The following is a 20,619-nucleotide window of genomic DNA, read 5'->3' as shown; positions in this document are numbered from 1 at the left end:
CCGATCACCTCGGCCAGCGGACGCAGACCCGCCACACCCAGATGCCGGTCCAGCTCCCCCACCACCACACCGAACGCATCCGCGAACACCGGGAAAACAGAAGCCAGTTCACGACCCATCCCCACCCGCTGCGACCCCTGCCCCGAGAACAGGAAGGCCGTCTTGGCCTCGGTGCGGGCGCTGCCCACCGCCAGGCCGGGGGCGTTGCCGCCCTCGGCGAGGGCCCGCAGGCCCGTGAGCAGTTCCTCGTGGTCCGTGCCGGTCACGACGGCCCGGTGCTCCAGCAGGGAGCGGGTGGTGGCTAGCGAGAGGCCGACGGCCGCGTCGTCCGCGGCCGCGCCGGAGGCGGTACGGGCGAGCAGCCGGGCGGCCTGCTCGCGCAGCGCCTCGGGGGAACGGGCGGAGAGCGGCCAGGCCAGGACGGGGGTGGCCGCTGCGGGTGCCGCGTCCCCGTCGGCGGGCGCGGCCGGCTCGGGGGCCTGTTCGAGCACGACGTGTGCGTTGGTGCCGCTCATGCCGAAGGAGGACACGCCGGCCCGGCGGGGGCCTTCGCCCGCGGGCCACGCACGCTGCTCCGTGAGGAGCTCCACCGCCCCCGCGCTCCAGTCCACCTGCGGCGAGGGCTCGTCCACGTGCAGGGTCTTCGGCAGCACCCCGTGGCGCAACGCCTGCACCATCTTGATCACACCCGCCACACCCGCAGCGGCCTGCGTATGCCCGATGTTCGACTTGACCGAACCGAGCCACAGCGGACGGCCGGACGGCCGGCCCTGACCGTAGGTCGCCAACAGCGCCTGCGCCTCGATCGGGTCACCCAGCGCGGTCGCCGTGCCGTGTGCCTCCACCACGTCTACCTCGGCGGCGGAGATGCCCGCCGCCCTCAGGGCCTGGCGGATCACACGCTGTTGGGCGGGACCGTTCGGCGCGGTCATGCCGTTGCTGGCGCCGTCCTGGTTCACGGCGCTGCCGCGGATCACCGCGAGGACGGGGTGTCCGTTGCGGCGCGCGTCCGACAGCTTTTCGACCGCCAGCATGCCGACGCCCTCGGACCAGCCGGTGCCGTCCGCCGCCGCCGCGAACGCCCGGCAGCGCCCGTCGCTGGACAGGGTGCCGTCGATGCTGAACTCGACGAAGGTGCGCGGGGTCGCCATGACCGAGACGCCGCCGACCAGGGCGAGATCGCATTCGCCCTGGCGCAGGGACTGGGCCGCGAGGTGCAGGGCGACCAGGGAGGAGGAGCAGGCCGTGTCGATGGTGACCGCCGGGCCCTCGAGCCCGAAGGTGTAGGCCACACGGCCGGAGATCACGCCCGACGATCCGTAGTGGCCGGGGTAGTTGTGGTACATCACGCCGGCGAACACGCCGGTGCGGGAGCCCTTCACCGAGGAGGGGGCGATCCCGGACCGCTCCAGTGCCTCCCAGCCGGTTTCCAGCAGCAGCCGCTGCTGCGGGTCCATCAGCAGGGCTTCGCGCGGGCTGATGCCGAACAGGTCGGCGTCGAACTCGGGTGCGTCGTAGAGGAATCCGCCCTCGCGGACGTAGCTGGTGCCGGGCCGCTCCCCCGTCGGGTCGTAGAGCCGCTCCAGGTCCCAGCCGCGGTCGCCGGGGAAGGCCCCGAGCCCCTCGCGGCCGTTCTCCAGCAGCTCCCACAGGTCCTCGGGGGTGCGGACGCCGCCCGGGAAGCGGCAGGCCATGCCGATGATCGCGATCGGTTCGCCGGCGGCGGACGCAAGCTTGCGGTTCTGCTCCCGCAGCCGCTGGGTCTCCTTCAGTGACGCGCGCAGCGCGTCGACCAGCTTGTCTTCCTGCTGTGCCATCACAGTTCCCCGTCCCAGTCGCGCGTCGCGTCGTCGGAGCCGGCCCCGGCGATCGCCATGTTGATCAGTGCCTCGGTGTCCAGAGCGTCGACGTCGGCCGTCGCGGCCCCGTCGGGATCCTCGGCAGGTGTGCCCACGGCCGTGGCCGTCGGTTCCGCGAGTGTCAGCAGGCGCTCCAGCAGCCCGCTCCCCCGCAGGGCGTCCGGGTCGATGGAGGCCAGCAGCCCCCGGATCCGGTCATCGGTGAGCCGCTCCGCGTCACCGGACCGGGTGTCCGGGCCGTCCGCCGCGACGGGCTCCGGGGAGCCGGCGGGTGCCAGCTCCGAGACCAGGAACTCGGCCAGTACCCGCGGGTTCGGGTAGTCGAAGATCATGCTGGCCGGCAGCCTCATCCCGGTGACCAGGGTGAGCTTGTTGCGCAGGCCCACCGCGGTGAGGGAGTCGAAACCCACCTCGTTGAAGGCCCGGTCGGGCTCGACCGCGTCGGTGCCGTCGTGGCCGAGCAGCGCGGCCGCGTGCGTCCGTACGAGATCGAGTACGGCCGACACCCGGCGGTGGGCCGGCATGGCGGCCAGCCGGTCCCGCAGCTTCCCGGTCTCGGCGGGGGGCTGCTGCTGGGCCGTGCGCCGGGCGGGTGCCCGGACCAGGCCGCGCAGGAGCGGCGGAAGCCCGTCGCCGTGACCCTCCAGGGCCGCGCTGTCGATCCGGATCGGCAGCAGCAGGGCCTCGTCGCGGCCCAGGGCGGTGTCGAAGAGCCGCAGCCCCTCCTCGGGCGAGAGCGCCGCGACACCCGTGTCGGAGATCCGCTTGCTGTCGACGTCCGCGAGGCCCGCGGCCATGCCGCTGCCCTCGGCGCCCCACAGCCCCCACGCCAGGGAGACCGCGGGCAGGCCGGCAGCCCTGCGCCGTACGGCGAGCGCGTCGAGGAAGGCGTTGGCCGCCGCGTAGTTGCCCTGTCCCGGGGCGCCGAGCACACCGGCCGCCGAGGAGAACAGGACGAACGCCGACAGGTCCATGCAGGAGGTCAGCTCGTGCAGGTTGAGCGCCGCTTCGGCCTTGGGCCGCAGCACGTTGTCCACCCGGTCGGGGGTGAGCGAGGAGATCACGCCGTCGTCCAGGACGCCCGCGACGTGCACCACGGCGCCCAGCGGGTGCTCGGCCGGGACCGCGGCGAGCATGGCCGCCGTCGCCTCCCGGTCGCTCACGTCGCAGGGGGCGATCGTCACCCGCGCACCGAGCTGTTCCAGTTCGGTCCGCAACTCGGCGGCTCCGGGGGTGCCGGAGCCGCGCCGTGAGGCCAGCAGCAGGTACCGGACTCCGTGTTCGGCGACCAGGTGGCGGGCGATCAGCCGGCCCAGGGCGCCGAACGCGCCGGTGACCAGGACGGTCTTCTCGCCGTACTCGCCCTTGCGGACGGGAGCCGTTGCGGCGCCGGTCGCGTGGACCGGGGCCAGGCGCGGCACCCACGCGCCTCCCTCGCGGACCGCGAGGTGGGGCTCGCCCGCGTCGAGGAGCGCGGGCAGCAGGGCGGCCGAGGCCTCGTGGTCGTCCAGGTCCACCAAGACGATGCGGTCGTCCTGGTACTCGGCCTGGGCGGACCGGACGAGTCCGGAGAGGGTCGCCCCGGAGAGGTCCCGCAGCTCCCCGCCGTCCACCGAGACCGCCGACCGGGTGACGACGATCAGCCGCGAGGCGGCGAACCGGTCGTCGGCCAGCCACGACTGGAGGAGGGCGAGCACCCGGTGGGTCTCCGGGCCGGGTGAGACCGGCTCGCCGGGCGTTCCGGCGCAAGGGAGGAGCAGGGTGTCGCTGCCCGCCGCCGCGTCCAGGTCGGCGGCCACGTCGGCGCCGTGGGCCGCGGCCAGGCCCCGGCCGTCCTCGCCCAGCACGCTCCACCGGCCCTTGGCGGCCGTCGCGTTCAGGGTCAGGCGCTGCCAGTCGAGACGGTAGAGGGACTCCACCGGCACCGTGGACGCCGCCTGCGGGGCCTGGACCGGGCCCATCGGGCGCAGCAGGAGCGAGCCGACGGAGGCCACGGGCGCCCCGGTGGCGTCGGCCACGTCGAGGGCGGCCTGGTCGGTGCCGACCGGCCGGACGTGGACGCGCAGGGACCCGGCCCCGACGGCGTGCAGGGCCACCTTCTCCCAGGTGAAGGGAACCGCACGGCTGCCCGCTCCGGCGGAGCTGAGTCCGATGGTGTGCAGCGCGGCGTCGAGCAGGGCCGGGTGCAGCCCGAACCGCTCGGCCTCGGCCAGCTCCGAGGAGGGCAGGGCCACCTCGGCGAAGGCCTCGTCCCCGCGCCGCCAGGCGGCGCGCAGGCCGCGGAAGGCAGGGCCGTAGACCAGGCCGCCCTCGGCGAGGTCCTCGTACACCCCGTCCAGCGATACGGGTTCGGCGCCGGCCGGCGGCCACTCGGCCAGGCCGAACGCGGCGGGGCGCCCGGCGGGCGCCAGGACGCCGGTGGCGTGGCGGATCCAGGGCAGCGCGGCGGCGCCGTCCGGGCTGGAGTGGACGGTGAACCGGCGGGCTCCCTGGGCGTCCGGTGCACCGACGACGCACTGGACGCGTACCCCGGAACGTTCCGGCAGCACCAGCGGCGCCTCGATGGTCAGCTCCTCCAGCAGGCCGGCGCCCGCGGCGTCACCCGCGTGGGCGGCCATCTCGACGAAGCCGGTGCCGGGGAAGACCACGGCCCCGCCGACGGCGTGGTCGGCGAGCCACGGGTGGCTGCCGACGGAGAGCCGCCCGGTGAACAGCAGGCCTTCGGCATCGGCGAGCTCGATGGGCGCGCCCAGCAGCGGGTGGTCCTCGGCTCCGGCGCCGGAGCCCGGGGTGGAGCTGTCGGTCCAGTACCGCTGGCGTTGGAAGGGGTAGGTCGGCAGCTGGGCGGGACGGGCCCCGGTCACCAGGCCGTCGAACAGCGCCTGCCAGTCGGGGGACACCCCGCTGACGTGGAGCCGGGCCAGCGCCGTGGCGAAGGCGGCGCTCTCCGGCTCGCTGCGACTGAGGGTGGGCACCAGGGTGCTGCCGGAACCGCCGTCGTCGTCGGCTTCGAGGCAGTCCTGCGCCATCGCCGTCAGGGTGGCGTCGGGGCCGAGTTCGACGTACCGGGTCACGCCCCTGGCCTCCAGGGCGCGCACGGCGTCGTGGAAGCGGACGGTGCCGCGAACCTGTCCGGCCCAGTACTCGGGCGCGGCGAGTTCCTCGCCGCCGGTCTCCCGGCCGGTCACGGTGGACACGAGCGGGATGCGGGGTGCGTGGAAGGTGAGTCCGGCCGCGACCTCGCGGAACGCGTCCAGCATGGGCTCCATGAGGGCCGAGTGGAAGGCGTGCGAGACCCGTAGCCGCTTGGTACGCGCACCGTGTGCCTCGAAGTGCGCGGCGATGTCCAGCACGGCGTCCTCCGGGCCGGAGACGACCACCGAGCGCGGCCCGTTGACGGCGGCGATGTCCACACCGCCGCCGGTGGCGGTGATCCGCTCGCGTACGTCGCCCTCGGCCGCGGAGACGGCCACCATCGTGCCGCCCGTGGGCAGGTCGCTCATGAGGCGGCCGCGGGCGGCGACCAGGGCCGCCGCGTCGGGGAGCGAGAGGACGCCCGCCACGTGGGCCGCGGCCAGCTCGCCGATGGAGTGTCCGGCGACCGCGTCGGGCGTGATGCCCAGTGATTCGAGCAGCCGGAAGAGGGCCACCTCGACGGCGAACAGCGCCGCCTGTGTGCCGAGGGTGTCGTCCAGCGCTTCGGCGCCGGTGACGATCACCTCGCGCAGGGGGCGGCCGAGGCGGTCCCCGAGGTGGTGGTCCAGCTGCGCGCACACCTCCTCGAAGGCCTCGGCGAAACGCGGCCGGTCCGCCGCGAGTTCGAGGCCCATGCCCAGGCGCTGGGCGCCCTGTCCCGCGAAGAGGAATGCGGTCCGTCCGCCGCCTCCGGCCTCGCCCTGGACGAGGCCGGGTGCCTCCTCGCCGTCCGCGAGCGCCATCAGCCCGCGCAGGAACTCCGGCCGCCGGCGGCCGATGACGACGGCCCGGTGGTCGAAGGCGGAGCGGGTGGTGGCGAGCGCGTGCCCGACGGCGGCCAGATCCTGGTCGGGGTCCTCGTCCAGGTGGGCCAGGAGCCCTTCGGCCTGGGCCCGCAGCGCGGCGCCGCCGCGCGCGGAGACCGGCCACAGCAGGGGTACCTCGTAGGCGTCGGGGGCCTCGTCCGCGGTGTCCGGGGCCGTGGCGCGGTCCTGTGCCCCGGAGGGCTCCTCGATGATCACGTGCGCGTTGGTGCCGCTGACACCGAAGGAGGAGATGCCCGCGCGGCGCGGCGCGCCGGCCTCGGACTCCCAGGCCGTCGGCTCGGTGAGCACCCGTACGTTCCCCGCGGACCAGTCGACCTGTCGCGAGACCTCGCCGACGTGCAGGGTCGCGGGGAGCCGGCCGTGGCGCAGGGCCTCGACCATCTTGATCACTCCGGCGACGCCGGCCGCGGCCTGGGTGTGGCCGATGTTCGACTTGACGGAGCCGATCAGCAGCGGACGCTCGGCGGTCCGCTCACGGCCGTAGGTCGCCAGCAGGGCCTGCGCCTCGATCGGGTCGCCGAGGCTGGTGCCGGTGCCGTGCGCCTCGACGGCGTCGATGTCGGCGGCGGTGAGCCCGGCGTTGGCGAGCGCCTGCCGGATCACGCGCTGCTGGGCGGGACCGTTGGGTGCCGTCAGGCCGTTGGAGGTGCCGTCCTGGTTGATCGCGCTGCCGCGCAGTACGGCGAGCACCTGGTGCCCGTTGCGCCGCGCGTCGGAGAGGCGTTCCAGGACGATCATGCCGACGCCCTCGGACCAGGCGGTGCCGTCGGCGCCGTCGGCGAAGGCCTTGCAGCGGGCGTCCGCCGCCAGTCCGCCCTGCCGGCTGAACTCGATGAAGGTCTCCGGGGTCGCCATCACCGTCACGCCGCCGGCCAGGGCGAGCGAGCACTCGTTCTGGCGCAGCGCCTGGGCGGCCCAGTGCATCGCCACGAGGGAGGAGGAGCAGGCCGTGTCGACGCTGACCGCGGGGCCCTCCAGGCCGAGGGTGTAGGCGACCCGGCCCGTGACGATCGCGCCGGTGCTGTTGCTGCCGACGTAGTCGTGGTACTGCACACCGGCGTAGACGCCGGTGGCGCTGCCCTTCAGGGAGCCGGGGTCGATGCCGGCCCGCTCCAGCGCCTCCCAGGAGGCTTCGAGCAGCAGCCGCTGCTGGGGGTCGATCAGGGGCGCCTCCTTCGGGGAGACCCCGAAGAACCCGGCGTCGAACTCGCCCGCCCCGTGCACGAACCCGCCCTCGCGGACGTAGCTGGTGCCCGGGCGCTTGCGGTCCGGGTCGTAGAGGCTCTCCAGGTCCCAGCCGCGGTCGGCCGGGAAGTCCCCTATCGCGTCGCCGCCCTCGTCGAGCAGCCGCCACAGGTCCGCGGGCGAGTTCAGTCCGCCCGGCAGGCGGCAGGCCATACCGACGATCGCGATCGCCTCGTCGGCCCCGAGGGCCGCGCCGGTGACCCGGGTCCGGTGGTCCGCGGTCCCCGCGGTGCCCGCGGTGCCGGCGAGCTCGGCGAGCAGGTGTCCGGCCAGGGCACCGGAGGTCGGGTAGTCGAAGACGAGCGTGGCCGGCAGCCGCAGGCCGGTGGCCTCGTTGAGCTGGTTGCGCAGCTCCACGGCCGTCAGCGAGTCGAAGCCGAGCTGCTGGAACTCCTTGTGCGGGGCGATGTCGTCCGGTGAGCCGTGGCCGAGCACCGCGGCGGCGTACGTCCGCACCAGTTCCAGGACGGCGTCGGCGCGTTCGGCCTCGGGCAGGCCGGCCAGCCGGGAGACCGCCGGGGAGCCGTCCGCCGGGACAGCACGCAGATCCGCGGCCCCGGCGGTCCGCCGGGGGGCGGGGCCGGTCAGGGCGCGCAGGGCGGCGGGCACCTGGCCCCTCGCGCGCAGGGCCGCGAGGTCCAGGTGGACGGGGGCCAGGAGGGCCTCGTCCGTGTGGTGCGCCGCGGCGTCGAAGAGGGCGATGCCCTCGGCGGTCGTCAGCGGCAGGATCCCGCCGCGGGCGAGCCGTTCGCGGTCCGCCGCGTCGAGGGTGTCCGCCATGCCGCCCGCCTCGCCCCACAGGCCCCAGGCCAGGGAGCGGGCCGGCAGGCCCTGGGCGCGCCGGTGCGCGGCCAGGCCGTCGAGGACGGCGTTCGCCGCCGCGTAGTTGCCCTGCCCGGGGGCACCGAGCAGGCCGGAGACCGAGGAGAACAGCACGAAGGCGGACAGGCCGGAGCCGGCGGTCAGCTCGTGCAGGTTGAGCGCGGCGTCCGCCTTGGGACGCAGGACGGCGGCGAGCCGCTCGGGCGTCAGGGCGGTGACCACCCCGTCGTCCAGGACGCCGGCGGCGTGGACGACTGCGGCGAGCGGACGGTCCGCGGGGATCGTGGCCAGGGCGCGGGCGAGGGCGTCGCGGTCGGCGACGTCGCAGGCCTCGGCCCGCGCCTCCGCCCCGGCCTCGGCCAGTTCCGCGATCAGGTCGCCGAGGCCGCCGCGGCCGCCGCGGCTGAGCAGCAGCAGGTTCCGCACGCCGTGCTCGGTGACGAGGTGGCGGGCGACCGCCCGGCCGATGCCACCGGAGGCGCCGGTGATCAGGACGGTGCCGTCGGGGCCGAATCCGGTGCCGGCGTCCTCGGCCGGGGGCGCGGGACGCCGCGCCTTGAGGCGGGGGACGAGCAGCGCCCCGTCACGGAAGGCCAGTTGCGGCTCACCGGAGGCGAGCGCCACCGGCAGCGCGGTCGGCAGGTCGGTGCCGGGACCGGCGTCGATCAGCACGCACCGGCCAGGGTGTTCCGCCTGGAGAGAGCGGAGCAGGCCCCAGACCGGCGCCGCCGCCAGGGCGGTGACCCCGGCGTCGTCGGCCGCGACGGCTCCCCGGGTGACGACGACGAGGGTGGTGTCCGCGAAGCGCTCGTCGGCCAGCCAGCCCTGCACGCAGTCCAGCGCCTCGTACGAGGCGCGGTGGACGGCCGCCGTCACGGCGACCGCGTCGGTGATCTCCTCGTCGGCGGTGGCCTCGCTCCGCAGGTCGAGCAGCAGGACGCCCGGGACGGACTGCCCCCGTGCGGCCCCGGCAACGGCCTCGGCGAGCGCGGCGTACGCCACCGGCGGCGCCTGCTCCCGGCCGGCCGGTACGGGGACCCAGTCCAGCCCGTACAGCGGCAGCCGGCCGGAGCTGCCGGTCAGCCTCAGCGGGGCCACCGGGCGGAACACGGCCGCGGCGACGGAGGCGACGGGCGCGCCCGTCGTGTCCGCGAGGGCCACGGCGAAGGAGTCGTCGTCCAGAGGGGTGAAGCGCACCCGCAGCACCGAGGCGCCGGACGCGTGGAGTTCGACCCCGTTCCAGGAGAAGGGGACCCGGCCGGGCCCGTCCTCGTGGTCCCGGCCGGCCACCCGCAGTGCGTGCGTGGCGGCGTCCAGGGCGGCGGGGTGCAGACCGAAGCCGGCGGCCTCGTCAGCCGTGTCCTGGGGGAGGCGCACCTCGGCGAAGATCTCCTCGCCGCGCCGCCAGACCGCCCGCAGGGCCTGGAAGGCCGGGCCGTACACGAGTCCGGAGTCGGCGAAGTCCTCGTAGAGGGAGCCGAGCGCGACCTCCTCGGCCTCCGCGGGCGGCCATGCGATGAGCTCTTCGCCGCCGCGCGCGGTGGCGGGGGCGAGGACGCCGGTGGCGTGGGTGGTCCACGGGGTGTCGGCCTCCGCGGCCTCCGCCAGGGAGTGCACGGTGACGGAGCGGGCTCCGGCGGCGTCGCCGCCCCCGACCACGACCTGGAGGCGGACGCCGCCGTGCTCGGGCAGCACCAGCGGAGCGCCCAGGGTCAGTTCGTCGACGCGGCCGCAGCCGGCCTGGTCGGCGGCGCGGGTGACCAGCTCCAGGAAGGCGGTGCCCGGCAGGGTGACGGCGTCACCGACCCGGTGGTCGGCCAGCCAGGGCTGCCCGTCGGTCGAGAGCCGGCCGGACAGGACCACGCCCTCGCCGTCGGCGAGGGTGATCGCGGCGCCGAGCAGCGGATGGCCGGCCGGTTCCAGCCCTGCGGCGGCCACGTCGTCGGCCTTCCCCCGGCCCTCGACCCAGTACCGGCGGTGCTGGAAGGCGTACGTGGGCAGCTCGACGGTGTCGGCACCGGAGCAGGCGGCGCCCCAGTCCGCCGTGACACCGCTGACGTGCAGCCGTGCCAGGGCCGCCAGCAGCGCGTTCGGCTCGGGACGGTCCTTGCGCAGCAGCGGAACCATGACGGCGTCGCGGCCGTCGTCCAGGGCGTCGGGAACGAGCGCGGCGAGCACCCCGTCGGGGCCGACCTCGACGAAGCGGGTCGCTCCCCCGGCTTCCAGCCTGCGGACGCCGTCGTGGAAGCGGACGGCTTCGCGCACGTGGCGGACCCAGTACTCCGGGTCGGCCAGTTCGTCCGCCGAGGCGACGGCGCCGGTCAGGTTGGACACGACCGGCAGCGAGGGAGCCCCGTACTCCAGTCGCCCGGCCACCTTCCTGAAGTCCTCCAGCATGGCGTCCATGAGCGGCGAGTGGAAGGCGTGCGAGACGCGCAGGGCGCGCGTGGTGCGGCCCTGCTCCTCGAACCGGGCGGCGAGGGCGTGGACCGCCTCCGCCTCGCCCGAGACCACCACGGACGAGGGGCCGTTGACGGCGGCGATGGAGATCCGCCCCTCCAGCAGCGGCCGTACCTCCTCCTCGGTCGCCCGTACGGCGGTCATCGCACCGCCCTCGGGCAGCGCCTGCATGAGCCGGCCGCGGGCGGCGACCAGTTCGGCGGCGTCGGCGAGCGAGAACACCCCGGCGACGTGGGCGGCGACGAGCTCGCCGATGGAGTGGCCCAGCAGCACGTCGGGGCGGACCCCCCACGCCGCGAGCAGACGGACCAGGGCGACCTCGACGGCGAAGAGCGCGGGCTGGGTGTACTCGGTACGGCCGAGGGCATCGGCGTCCTCGAAGATCACCTCGCGCAGCGGGCGGTCCAGGTGGCGGTCGAAGGCGGCGCAGACCTCGTCGAGCCCGACGGCGAACTCGGGGAAGGCCTCGTACAGTTCGCGGCCCATGCCGACACGCTGCGCGCCCTGTCCGGAGAAGAGAAAGGCGACCTGGCCGCCGTCTCCGGCGCCGCCGCTCACCACGTACGGGTGGGCCTCGCCCGCGGCGAGCGCGGCGAGCGCCTCGATGCCGTGGCCGACGCTCTCGGCGAGGACGACGGCACGGTGGTCGAGGGTCGCGCGGGTGGTCGCCAGGGACCAGCCGATGTCCAGCGCCCCGCCGCCCTGCGCGGTCAGCTGCCCGTGCAGCCGCCCGGCCTGGGCGCGCAGCGCCCCCGCGGTGTGTCCGGACAGCGCCCAGGGGACGGGAACGCCCGTGGGCCAGTCCGCGATCCGGCCGTCGGGCCGCTCCTGCGGGGTGTCCGGGGCGTCGGCCTCGTCCCGCGGGGCTTCTTCCAGGACCAGGTGCGCGTTGGTGCCGCTGACGCCGAAGGAGGAGACACCGGCCCGGCGCGCCCGCTCTCCGGCGGGCCACGGGCGGGGAGCGGTGAGCAGCCGTACGTCGCCGGCGGACCAGTCGACCTGCCGCGAGGGCTCGGACACGTGCAGGGTCGCGGGCAGCACCTCGTGCTGGAGCGCCATCACCATCTTGATGACACCGGCGACGCCCGCGGCGCCCTGGGTGTGTCCGATGTTGGACTTCAGCGAGCCGAGCCACAGCGGATGGCCCTCGGGGCGGTTCTGGCCGTAGGCGGCGAGGACGGCCTGGGCCTCGATGGGGTCGCCCAGGGTCGTGCCCGTGCCGTGTCCCTCGACGGCGTCGACGTCCGCGGCGGAGAGGCCCGCGTTGGCCAGGGCCTGCCGGATGACGCGCTGCTGCGAGGGGCCGTTGGGGGCCGTCAGCCCGTTGGAGGCGCCGTCGGAGTTGACGGCCGAGCCGCGGATCACGGCCAGGACCCGGTGGTTGTTGCGGCGCGCGTCGGAGAGGCGCTCCAGCACCAGGGTTCCGGCGCCTTCCGACCATCCGGTGCCGTCGGCGTCGTCGGAGAAGGCCTTGCACCTGCCGTCCGCGGCCAGACCGCGCTGCTTGCTGAAGGCGACGAACGGTCCGGGGGTGGACATCACCATGACGCCGCCGGCCAGCGCCAGCGAGCACTCGCGCTGGCGGAGCGCCTGGCTCGCCAGGTGCAGGGCGACGAGCGAGGAGGAGCAGGCGGTGTCGACCGTGAGGGAGGGACCCTCCAGGCCGAGGGTGTACGACACCCGGCCGGAGATCACCGACGCGGCGTTGCCCGTGCTCAGGTAGTCGGCGCCGACGACGTCGGTGGGCAGGTCGTCGTAGTAGCCTCGCTCGCCGCTGCCCACGAAGACGCCCACCTGCGCCTGGCGCAGCGCGTCGGGGGCGATCCGGGCCCGTTCCAGGGCCTCCCAGGCCAGTTCGAGGACCAGGCGCTGCTGCGGGTCCATGGCCAGCGCCTCGCGGGGCGAGATGCCGAACAGCGAGGCGTCGAAGTCGCCCGCGCCGCTGACGAATCCGCCGTCCCGGACGTAGCTGGTGCCGGGGTTGTCGGGGTCCGCGTCGTAGAGCGAGTCCAGGTTCCATCCGCGGTCCGTGGGGAAGGGGCCGATGGCGTCGGTTCCCTCGTCCACGATCCGCCACAGGTCCTCCGGTGACCGTACGTCTCCGGGGTAGCGGCAGCTCATCCCCACGATCGCGATGGGTTCGCGGTCGGCGGTCTCGAGTTCGCGCAGCCGCTCCCGGGTCTGGTGCAGGTTGGCGGTGGCGCGCTTCAGGTACTCGAGGAGCTTGTCTTCGTCAGCCATCAGGTCCTCTTGTCGTTCATTCGGTACGGGCGGCGGCGGGGCGGAGCGGTCGGGATCACTCGACTCCCCACTCCTGGTCGATCAGGGCGAAGACGTCTTCCGCCGTCGCGCTTTCGAGCCGGTCGGAGACGGCCGTGCCGGCGTCGCCGGCGAGGGTCTGGTGCAGTCCGCCGACGAGAACCTGCAGCCGGGACGTCATCCGGGTGCTTTCGATCTCTTCGCGGGACATGGCGGCCACGAGGGCTTCGAGGCGGTCGAGTACGGACAGCACCGGCACCGCGGACTCGGAACCGAGGTCCTGGCCGCCGCCGAGCTTGTGGTCCAGGTGCTCCGCGAGCGCCCTGGGCGTGGCGTAGTCGAAGACGGCGGTGGCCGGCAGCCGCAGTCCGGTCGCGGCGTTCAGCCGGTTGCGCAGGTCGACGGCGCCGACCGAGTCGAACCCGAGGGCCTTGAAGGCGCGGTTCGGCTCCACGTCGGAGGGCCCGTCGTGTCCGAGCACCGCCGCCACCTGGGTCCGTACGAGGTCCAGCAACAGCCGTTCGCGCTCGGCCGGGGTGACCTCGGTGAGCCGTCCGGCCAGTGCGGAGCCGGCCCGGTCGTCGTCGACGGTGTCCGTCGTGTCTCCGCCGAGGGCGGCCACGGCCTCGGGCAGTTCGGCGAGCAGCGGCCTCGGCCGGGCCAGCGCGTACACCGGGGCGAAGACGGTCCAGTCGATGTCGGCGACCACCAGGTGGCACTCTTCGTGGTCCAGGGCCCGCTGGAGGGCGCCGATGGCGGCCGCGGGGTCCATGGTGGCCAGTCCCGTCCTGCTCAGTTGGGTGTCGACCTGCTCGTCGACCATGCCGCCGCCGCCCCAGGAACCCCAGGCGACCGAGGTCACCGGCAGGTTCCGGGCCCGGCGGTGCTGGGCGAGGCCGTCGAGGAAGGCGTTGGCCGTTCCGTAGGCGGGACGTCCGGCGGTGCCCCAGACCGCGGCTCCGCTGGAGAACAGCACGAAGGCGTCCAGCTCCCGGTCGCCGAGCAGCCGGTGCAGGTGCAGGGCACCCGCCGTCTTGCCGAGGGTGGCCTCCGCGAACTCGGCCGTGGTGGTCCGGGTCAGTCCGGGCTCCTCGGGCAGCACCCCGGCTGCGTGGAACACCGCGGTCAGGGGCTGCTCCTCGGGCAGGGCGGCGAGCAGCTCCGCGACCGCCTGGCCGTCGGACACGTCACAGGCGGCAAGGGTCACTTCCGCACCCAGGGCGCGCAGTTCGTCCGCAAGTCGCGCGGCGCCGTCGGCGTCGGGGCCGCGCCTGCTCGTCAGTACGAGGTGCCCGGCGCCGTTCTCCGCCAGCCAGCGGGCGATCCGGCCACCGATCGCGCCGGTGCCCCCGGTGACCAGGACCGTGCCGCGGGGCCGCCAGGTGCGGGTGGGCTCCGCGTCGCCCAGGGGGGCGCGGACCATGCGCCGGGCGAAGACCCCGCCCCGGCGGACGGCGAGCTGGTCCTCGCCGCCCTGGCCGGCCAGGGCGGCGACCAGCAGGCCGAGCGCGCGGTCGTCGAGGTCGGCGGCAAGGTCCACCAGGCCGCCCCAGGTGTCGGGGAAGTCCAGCGAGCAGACGGTGGCGGTCCCCCACAGCGCGGCGGCGGACGGGTCGACGTCCTCGAACCGGTCGACGGCGACGGCACCCCGGGTCACCCCCCAGAACGGGGCGGTGACCTCCGCGTCGGCCAGGCCCTGGAGCAGGGTGAGGGTCGCCGCGGTGCCCGCGCGGAAGGCGGGATGGGCAGGGTCCTCCCGGGTGTCGAGGGCCAGGAGCGAGAGCACGCCCGCAAGGGGCCGGCCGTCGAGGGCGCAGGTGATCTGCTCGGCCAGCTTGGTCCGGTCGGTGTCCGCGGACCGCAGGCGTACGGTGTCCGCGCCCAGCCGTTCCAGGCCGTCCGCGATCGTGTCGGCGGCCGGGGTGTCGGCGGGGACGACCACCAGCCAGGTGCCCTGGAGCGTGCCGGGGCGCGCGCCGGCTCCGGTCAGCGGCCGCCATTCGACGCGGTAGCGCCAGGAGTCGGCGATCGTGGCCTCGGTCCGGTCGCGGCGCCAGGCCGCGAGGGCGGGCACGACCGGGCCGAGGGTGTCGGGCGCCAGGTTCAGGCGGGTTCCGAGCGCCGTCAGGTCCGCCCGCTCGATCTCCGTCCAGAACGCCTGGTCGGCGGGGGCGGTGCCGGGGGATCCAGGGCCGGCAGCGGCCGGCTGCCCGCTCTCCAGCCAGTAGGTCCGGCGCTGGAAGGGGTAGGTCGGCAGGTCCACCGCGGTGGCGCCGGGGAACAGGGCCGCCCAGTCCACCGTCGCGCCCCGGACGTGGATTTCGGCGAGGGAGGTCAGGAAGCGGTCCAGGCCCCCGTCGTCGCGGCGCAGCGTGCCGGTGACGGCGGCGTCGTGGCCGAGGTCGTCCAGGGTCTCCTGGATGCTGAGCGCGATCACGGGGTGGGCGCTGCTCTCGACGAACAGCGCGTGCCCGAGCTCGGCCAGTTCCCGTACGACCGGGGCGAACCGGACCGTGTTGCGGAGGTTGGCGTACCAGTAGCGCGCGTCCAGGCCGCTGCCGTCGACCCATTCGCCGGTGACGGTCGAGAGCATGGGGACGTCCGCCACGCGGGGCGCGAGCGGCGCGAGGTCGGCGAGCAGCCGGTCCTCGATGAGTTCGACGTGCGCCGAGTGGGAGGCGTAGTCCACCGGGACGCGCTTGGCCCTGATGTCCTCGGCGGTCAGTTCGGCCTGGAGCCCGTCGAGCGCTTCGCCGTCGCCCGAGAGGACGGCGGAGCGGGCGCCGTTGTCGGCGGCGAGCGAGATCCGGCCGTCCCAGCGCTGCAGCCGCGGCGCCACCTGTTCGGCGGAGAGCCCCACGGACAGCATGCCGCCGCCCCGGTTGCCGAGCGCCTCCAGGATCGCCAGGCTGCGCAGGGCGACCACGCGCGCCCCGTCCTCCAGGGACAAGGCCCCCGAGACGGTCGCGGCGGCGATCTCGCCCTGGGAGTGGCCGATGACGGCGTCCGGTTCGATGCCGTGCGCGCGCCAGACGGCGGCCAGGGAGACCATCACGGCCCACAGCACGGGCTGTACGACGTCCACGCGCTCGGCGGGCGGGGCGTCGGCCCCGCCCTTGAGGACGGCCGTCAGGGACCAGCCGGTGAACGGCGCGAGGGCCCGGTCGCAGGCGGCGATGCTCTCGGCGAAGGCGGGGGACTCCGCGAGCAGGCGGGTCGCCATTCCGTCCCACTGGGAGCCCTGGCCGGGGAAGACGAAGACCGTCTTGCCGGAGACCTCGGCGAGTCCGCCGACGGCGGCCGCCGGGGAGCCGCCCCGGGCCAGTTCGCGCAGGGTGGCGGCCAGCTCCTCGCGGGAGGTGCCCACGGCGACGGCCCGGTGTTCGAAGACCGAGCGGGTCGCGGCCAGCGAGTAGCCGATGTCGGTGAGCGACTCGTCGGGGCGGTCCAGCAGCAGGGCGGCGAGATCGCGGGCCCGCGCGGCGAGGGCGTCCGGGGTACGGGCGGACAGGACGAGGGGTGTCACGGCGGGCGCCGCGCCCGTACCGGCCGGCCCCGCGGTTCTGGCGTCGGGCGCCTGCTCGGGCTCCGGCTCGGGCTCCGGCTCAGGCTCGGGTGCCTCTTCCAGGATCAGGTGGGCGTTGGTGCCGCTGATGCCGAACGAGGACACACCGGCCCGGCGCGGGTGCCCGGCCCGGGGCCAGTCCCGGGCCTCGGTGAGCAGTTCCACCGCGCCGGAGGCCCAGTCCACGTGCGGCGAGGCCTCCTTCACGTGCAGGGTCTTGGGCAGCGTCCCGTGCCGCATGGCCTGCACCATCTTGATCACGCCCGCCACGCCCGCCGCGGCCTGCGCGTGGCCGAAGTTCGACTTGAGCGAGCCGAGCCACAGCGGGGCACCGCCCGCGCCGCGGTGCCGGCCGTAGGTGGCGAGCAGCGCCTGGGCCTCGATGGGGTCGCCCAGTGTGGTGCCGGTCCCGTGCGCGTCGACGGCGTCCACGTCCGCCGGGGTCAGTCCGGCATCGGCGAGCGCGGCCTCGATGACCCGGACCTGGGAGGGGCCGTTGGGCGCGGCGAAGCCGTTGCTGGCCCCGTCCTGGTTGACGGCGGAGCCGCGCAGCACGGCCAGCACCCGGTGCCCGTTGCGCCGGGCGTCCGAGAGGCGTTCCAGGACGAGTACGCCGACGCCTTCGGCCCACGAGGTGCCGTCGGCGTCGCTGGAGAAGGACTTGCTGCGGCCGTCGGGTGCCAGGCCGCGCTGGCGGCTGAAGTCGACGAACATCTCCGGGGTGCCCATGACGGTGACGCCGCCGGCGAGGGCCAGCGTGCAGTCACCGCGGCGCAGCGCCTGGCCGGCGAGGTGGATGGCGACGAGCGAGGAGGAGCAGGCCGTGTCGACGGACAGGGCCGGGCCCTCCAGCCCGAGGGTGTAGGCGACCTGGCCCGAGACCAGGCTGCCGCCGGGGCTGCCGCCGTGGTAGTCGTGGTACATCAGGCCGGCGTACACACCGGTCGAGGAGCCGTGCAGCGAGTGCGGGTCGATCCCGGCCCGCTCGATGGCCTCCCAGGAGACCTCTAGCAGGATGCGCTGCTGCGGATCGGCCCGGCGGGCGTCGAAGGGACTGATCCCGAAGAAGTCGGCGTCGAACTCGCCCGCCTCGTAGAGGAACCCGCCTTCGCGGACGTACGTCCTGCCCGGCCGGCCCGGCTCCGGGTCGTAGATCTCCGCGGCGTCCCAGCCCCGGTCGGCCGGGAACCCGCCGATGCCGTCGCGGCCTTCGGCGACCAGCTCCCACAGCGCCTCGGGCGAGGTCGCACCGCCGGGGTAGCGGCAGCTCATGCCGATGATCGCGATGGGTTCCGTGTCCCGCGTCTCGACCTCCTGGAGGCGCCGACGGACCTGTCGCAGGTCGGCCGTCGCGCGCTTCAGGTAGTCGCGGAGCTTGTCGTCGTTCACCTTGGTCCGCCCGTTCACGAGATACCCAGTTCGTCGTCCAGCACTTGGAAGAGCTCTTCATCCGTCGCGGCGTCGAGGTCGTCGTCCCCGAGCTCGGTGTCCGGTACGGAGCCGTGCAGGTCCTGCCACTTGCGCACCAGCGCCGCCAGCCGCGCCGAGACCCTGGCGTGGCCCTCGGCTCCCGGCCCGACCGTGCCGAGGGCCGCTTCGAGCCGCTCCACCTCGGCAAGCACCGGCCGCACGGGGTCCACCTGGGCCGGATCGATCTGCGCCCGCAGGGAACGGGCCAGCGCGAGGGGTGTCGGGTGGTCGAAGACCACCGTCGCGGGCAGCCGTACGCCGGTCGTGGCGCCGAGCTGGTTGCGCAGCTCGACAGCCGCCAGCGAGTCGAAACCCATCTCCTGGAAGGCGCGGCCCGGTTCGACCGTGTTCCGGGAGGCGTGGCCGAGGACCGCCGCGACGTGGTCGCGCACGATGTCGGTCAGGAACGTCTCGCGGTCCTCCTCCGGCACCCGGCCCAGCCGCTCGGCGAACCCTTCGGCTCCGGCGGCGGCCGCCGCCGGGGCGGAGGCCCGGCCCTTGGCACGGCCGGGCGCGCCCGCCAGTGCGCGCAGCACCGGAGGAATCTCGTCCGTACGGGCCCGCAGCGCGGGCAGGTTCACCTTCAGCGGCACGAGCAGCCCACCGGTCTCCCCGGCGGCGGTCGGCGCCTCGACACCGCCCGCGGGCAGCGCCGCGTCGAAGAGGGCGAGCCCGTCCTCGGAGGAAATCGGCGGCAGCCCGAGCCGGTCGAGCCTGCGCAGGTCCGTGTCGTCGAGGAGTCCGGCCATGCCGCCGTCCTCCGACCAGGCGCCCCACGCCAGCGAGAGGGCGGGCAGGCCCTCGGACCTGCGGTGCACGGCGAGCGAGTCCAGGAAGACGTTCGCGGCGGCGTAGTTGGCCTGTCCCGCGCCCAGCACCAGGCCGGCCGCGGAGGAGAACAGCACGAACGCCGCTAGATCCGACCGCCGGGTCAGTTCGTGCAGATGCCAGGCTCCGTCGGCCTTGGGCCGCATCACCGCGTCGACCTGTGCGGGGGTCAGCGAAGAGACCACCCCGTTGTCGACGACACCGGCGGCGTGCACCACGGCGACCAGCGGGTGCGCCTCGGGCACCGTGGCCAGCAGGCCGGCCACGGACTGCCGGTCGCCGACGTCGCAGGCCGCGATGTCCACGTGGGCGCCGAGCCCGGTGAGCCGCTCGCGGAGCTCTTTCGCGCCGGCCGCGTCCGGCCCGCGTCGGCTGGTGAGGAGCAGCCTGCGCACGCCGTGCGCCTCGACCAGGTGCCGGGCGAGCAGGGCGCCGAGGCCTCCGGTGCCGCCCGTGACGAGGACCGTTCCGGCCGGATCCCACGACGGGGTCCGCGACGGCGCGGGGAGCTCCGTGGCGGCCGCCAGCCGCGGCACGAAGGGGGCGCCGCCACGGATGGCGATCTCGGGCTCGCCGGTGGCGAGCGCGGCGGGCACCGCCCGGAGCGATGCCGCTTCCCCGTCGATGTCGAGGAGGCCGAACCGGCCGGGGTTCTCCGCCTGTGCCGACCGTACGACGCCCCACGCCGGGGCGGTGGCCAGGTCGATCTGGGCGCCGGCGCCCCGGGCGGCGGCGCCGGTGGTGACGACCACCAGCCGGGACTCGGCGAAGGCGGGATCGGCCAGCCACTCGGCGAGCCGGCCGAGCAGCCGTGCCGTCACGTCACGGGCCGCCTCCGGGACCGAGGTCCCGAGCGGCTGCGCCGGCAGGGGCAGCAGTACCTGCCGGGGCGCGGGCACTCCGCCGGCCACGGCACGGCTCAGGCCGGCCAGATCGGCGTGTACGGTCACCCGCTCACCCAGCGCCGCGGTCAAGGCCGACTCCCCCTCGCCGAGGAGGGCTGCGTCGAGGGGGGCCGGAGCCGGGCCCTCGGACACGGGCGCCGCGTCCCAGCGCACCCGGAACAGCGCATCGGCCGGTCCACCACCGAGCTGACCCGCCGTCACCGGCATGGCCAGCAGCGAGTCGACGGAGGCCACGGGGGTGCCGTGCCGGTCGGCGATGGCCAGCGCCACCGAACCGGTCCCGGCGGGCACCATCCGTACGCGCAGCTCGCCCGCGCCGGAGGACCGCAGCCGTACGCCGCTCCAGAGGAAGGGCAGTAGGGGGACGCCGACGGCGCTGCCGTCGGTGTCGGCGCCGGCCGAGTCCAGCAGTTGCGCGTGCAGGGCGGCATCGAGGAGGGCCGGGTGGATGCCGAAGGGAGCCGTGTGCAGGGCGGCGTCCTCGGGGCCCGCGACCTCGGCGAAGACCTCGTCGCCGCGGCGCCACATGGCACGCAGCCCCTGGAAGGACGGGCCGTAGTCGAAGCCCTGACCGGCCAGGGTCTCGTACGCGTCGCCCAGCGCGACGGGTTCGGCGCCGGCGGGCGGCCAGGCACCGAAGTCGAATCCCGGGGCGTCGTCGGGGGCGTCCGCCGCGAGGAACCCGGCCGCGTGGCGGATCCAGGCACCGTCGGCGGACTCGTCGGCGCCGGCCCGGGAGTAGACGGCGACCGGCCGCCGGCCGGAGTCGTCCGGGGCGTCCACCGCGACCTGGAGGGCCACGTGTCCCTCTTCGGGCAGCACCAGCGGTGCCTGGAGGGTCAGTTCGGACACCGTGTCGTGGCCGACCTCGGCTCCGGCCCGCAGGGCGAGCTCGACGAAGGCGGTTCCGGGCAGCAGCGCCCGTCCCAGGACGACGTGGTCGGCCAGCCAGGGGCTCTCCGACACCGAGAGCCGTCCGGTCAGCAGTACCCCGCCGGATCCCGGGACGGCGACGACCGCGCGCAGCAGCGGGTGGTCCGCCGCGACCTGGCCCGAGCCGGCTGCGTCGGCCGGGGCCCGGCCGGGAGTGAGCCAGTAATGCTGCTTGTCGAAGGCGTAGGTCGGAAGCGGGACGCGTCGGGGTGTGTGTCCCGCCGCGGTGAAGTACCCCGCCCAGTCCACCT

At 75.4% G+C, this 20,619-nt stretch carries 4 protein-coding genes; all 4 read right to left on the bottom strand.

The features are described 5' to 3' along the window. On the bottom strand, positions 1-1,820 hold a 1,820-nt coding region (locus ACZ573_RS37865), incomplete at its 3' end, for a type I polyketide synthase (RefSeq protein WP_471313344.1). After that, positions 1,817-12,652 carry a type I polyketide synthase gene (locus tag ACZ573_RS37860; protein ID WP_471313347.1) on the bottom strand — a complete coding sequence of 3,612 codons (10,836 nt, stop codon included), beginning with the start codon at positions 12,650-12,652 and terminating at the stop codon, positions 1,817-1,819. The genes ACZ573_RS37860 and ACZ573_RS37865, both read right to left, overlap by 4 nt. 52 nt (positions 12,653-12,704) lie before the next feature. Further along, on the bottom strand, positions 12,705-17,639 hold the full coding sequence (locus ACZ573_RS37855; RefSeq protein WP_471313340.1) for a type I polyketide synthase: 4,935 nt from the start codon (positions 17,637-17,639) through the stop codon (positions 12,705-12,707). Then, positions 17,636-20,619, bottom strand: a 2,984-nt coding sequence (locus tag ACZ573_RS37850) for a type I polyketide synthase (protein WP_471313338.1), incomplete at its 5' end; no start/stop codon positions are given. The genes ACZ573_RS37850 and ACZ573_RS37855, both read right to left, overlap by 4 nt.

This window comes from Streptomyces sp. NPDC040545, from assembly GCF_055595065.1.
This window is presented reverse-complemented; position numbering and strand designations above follow the sequence as displayed.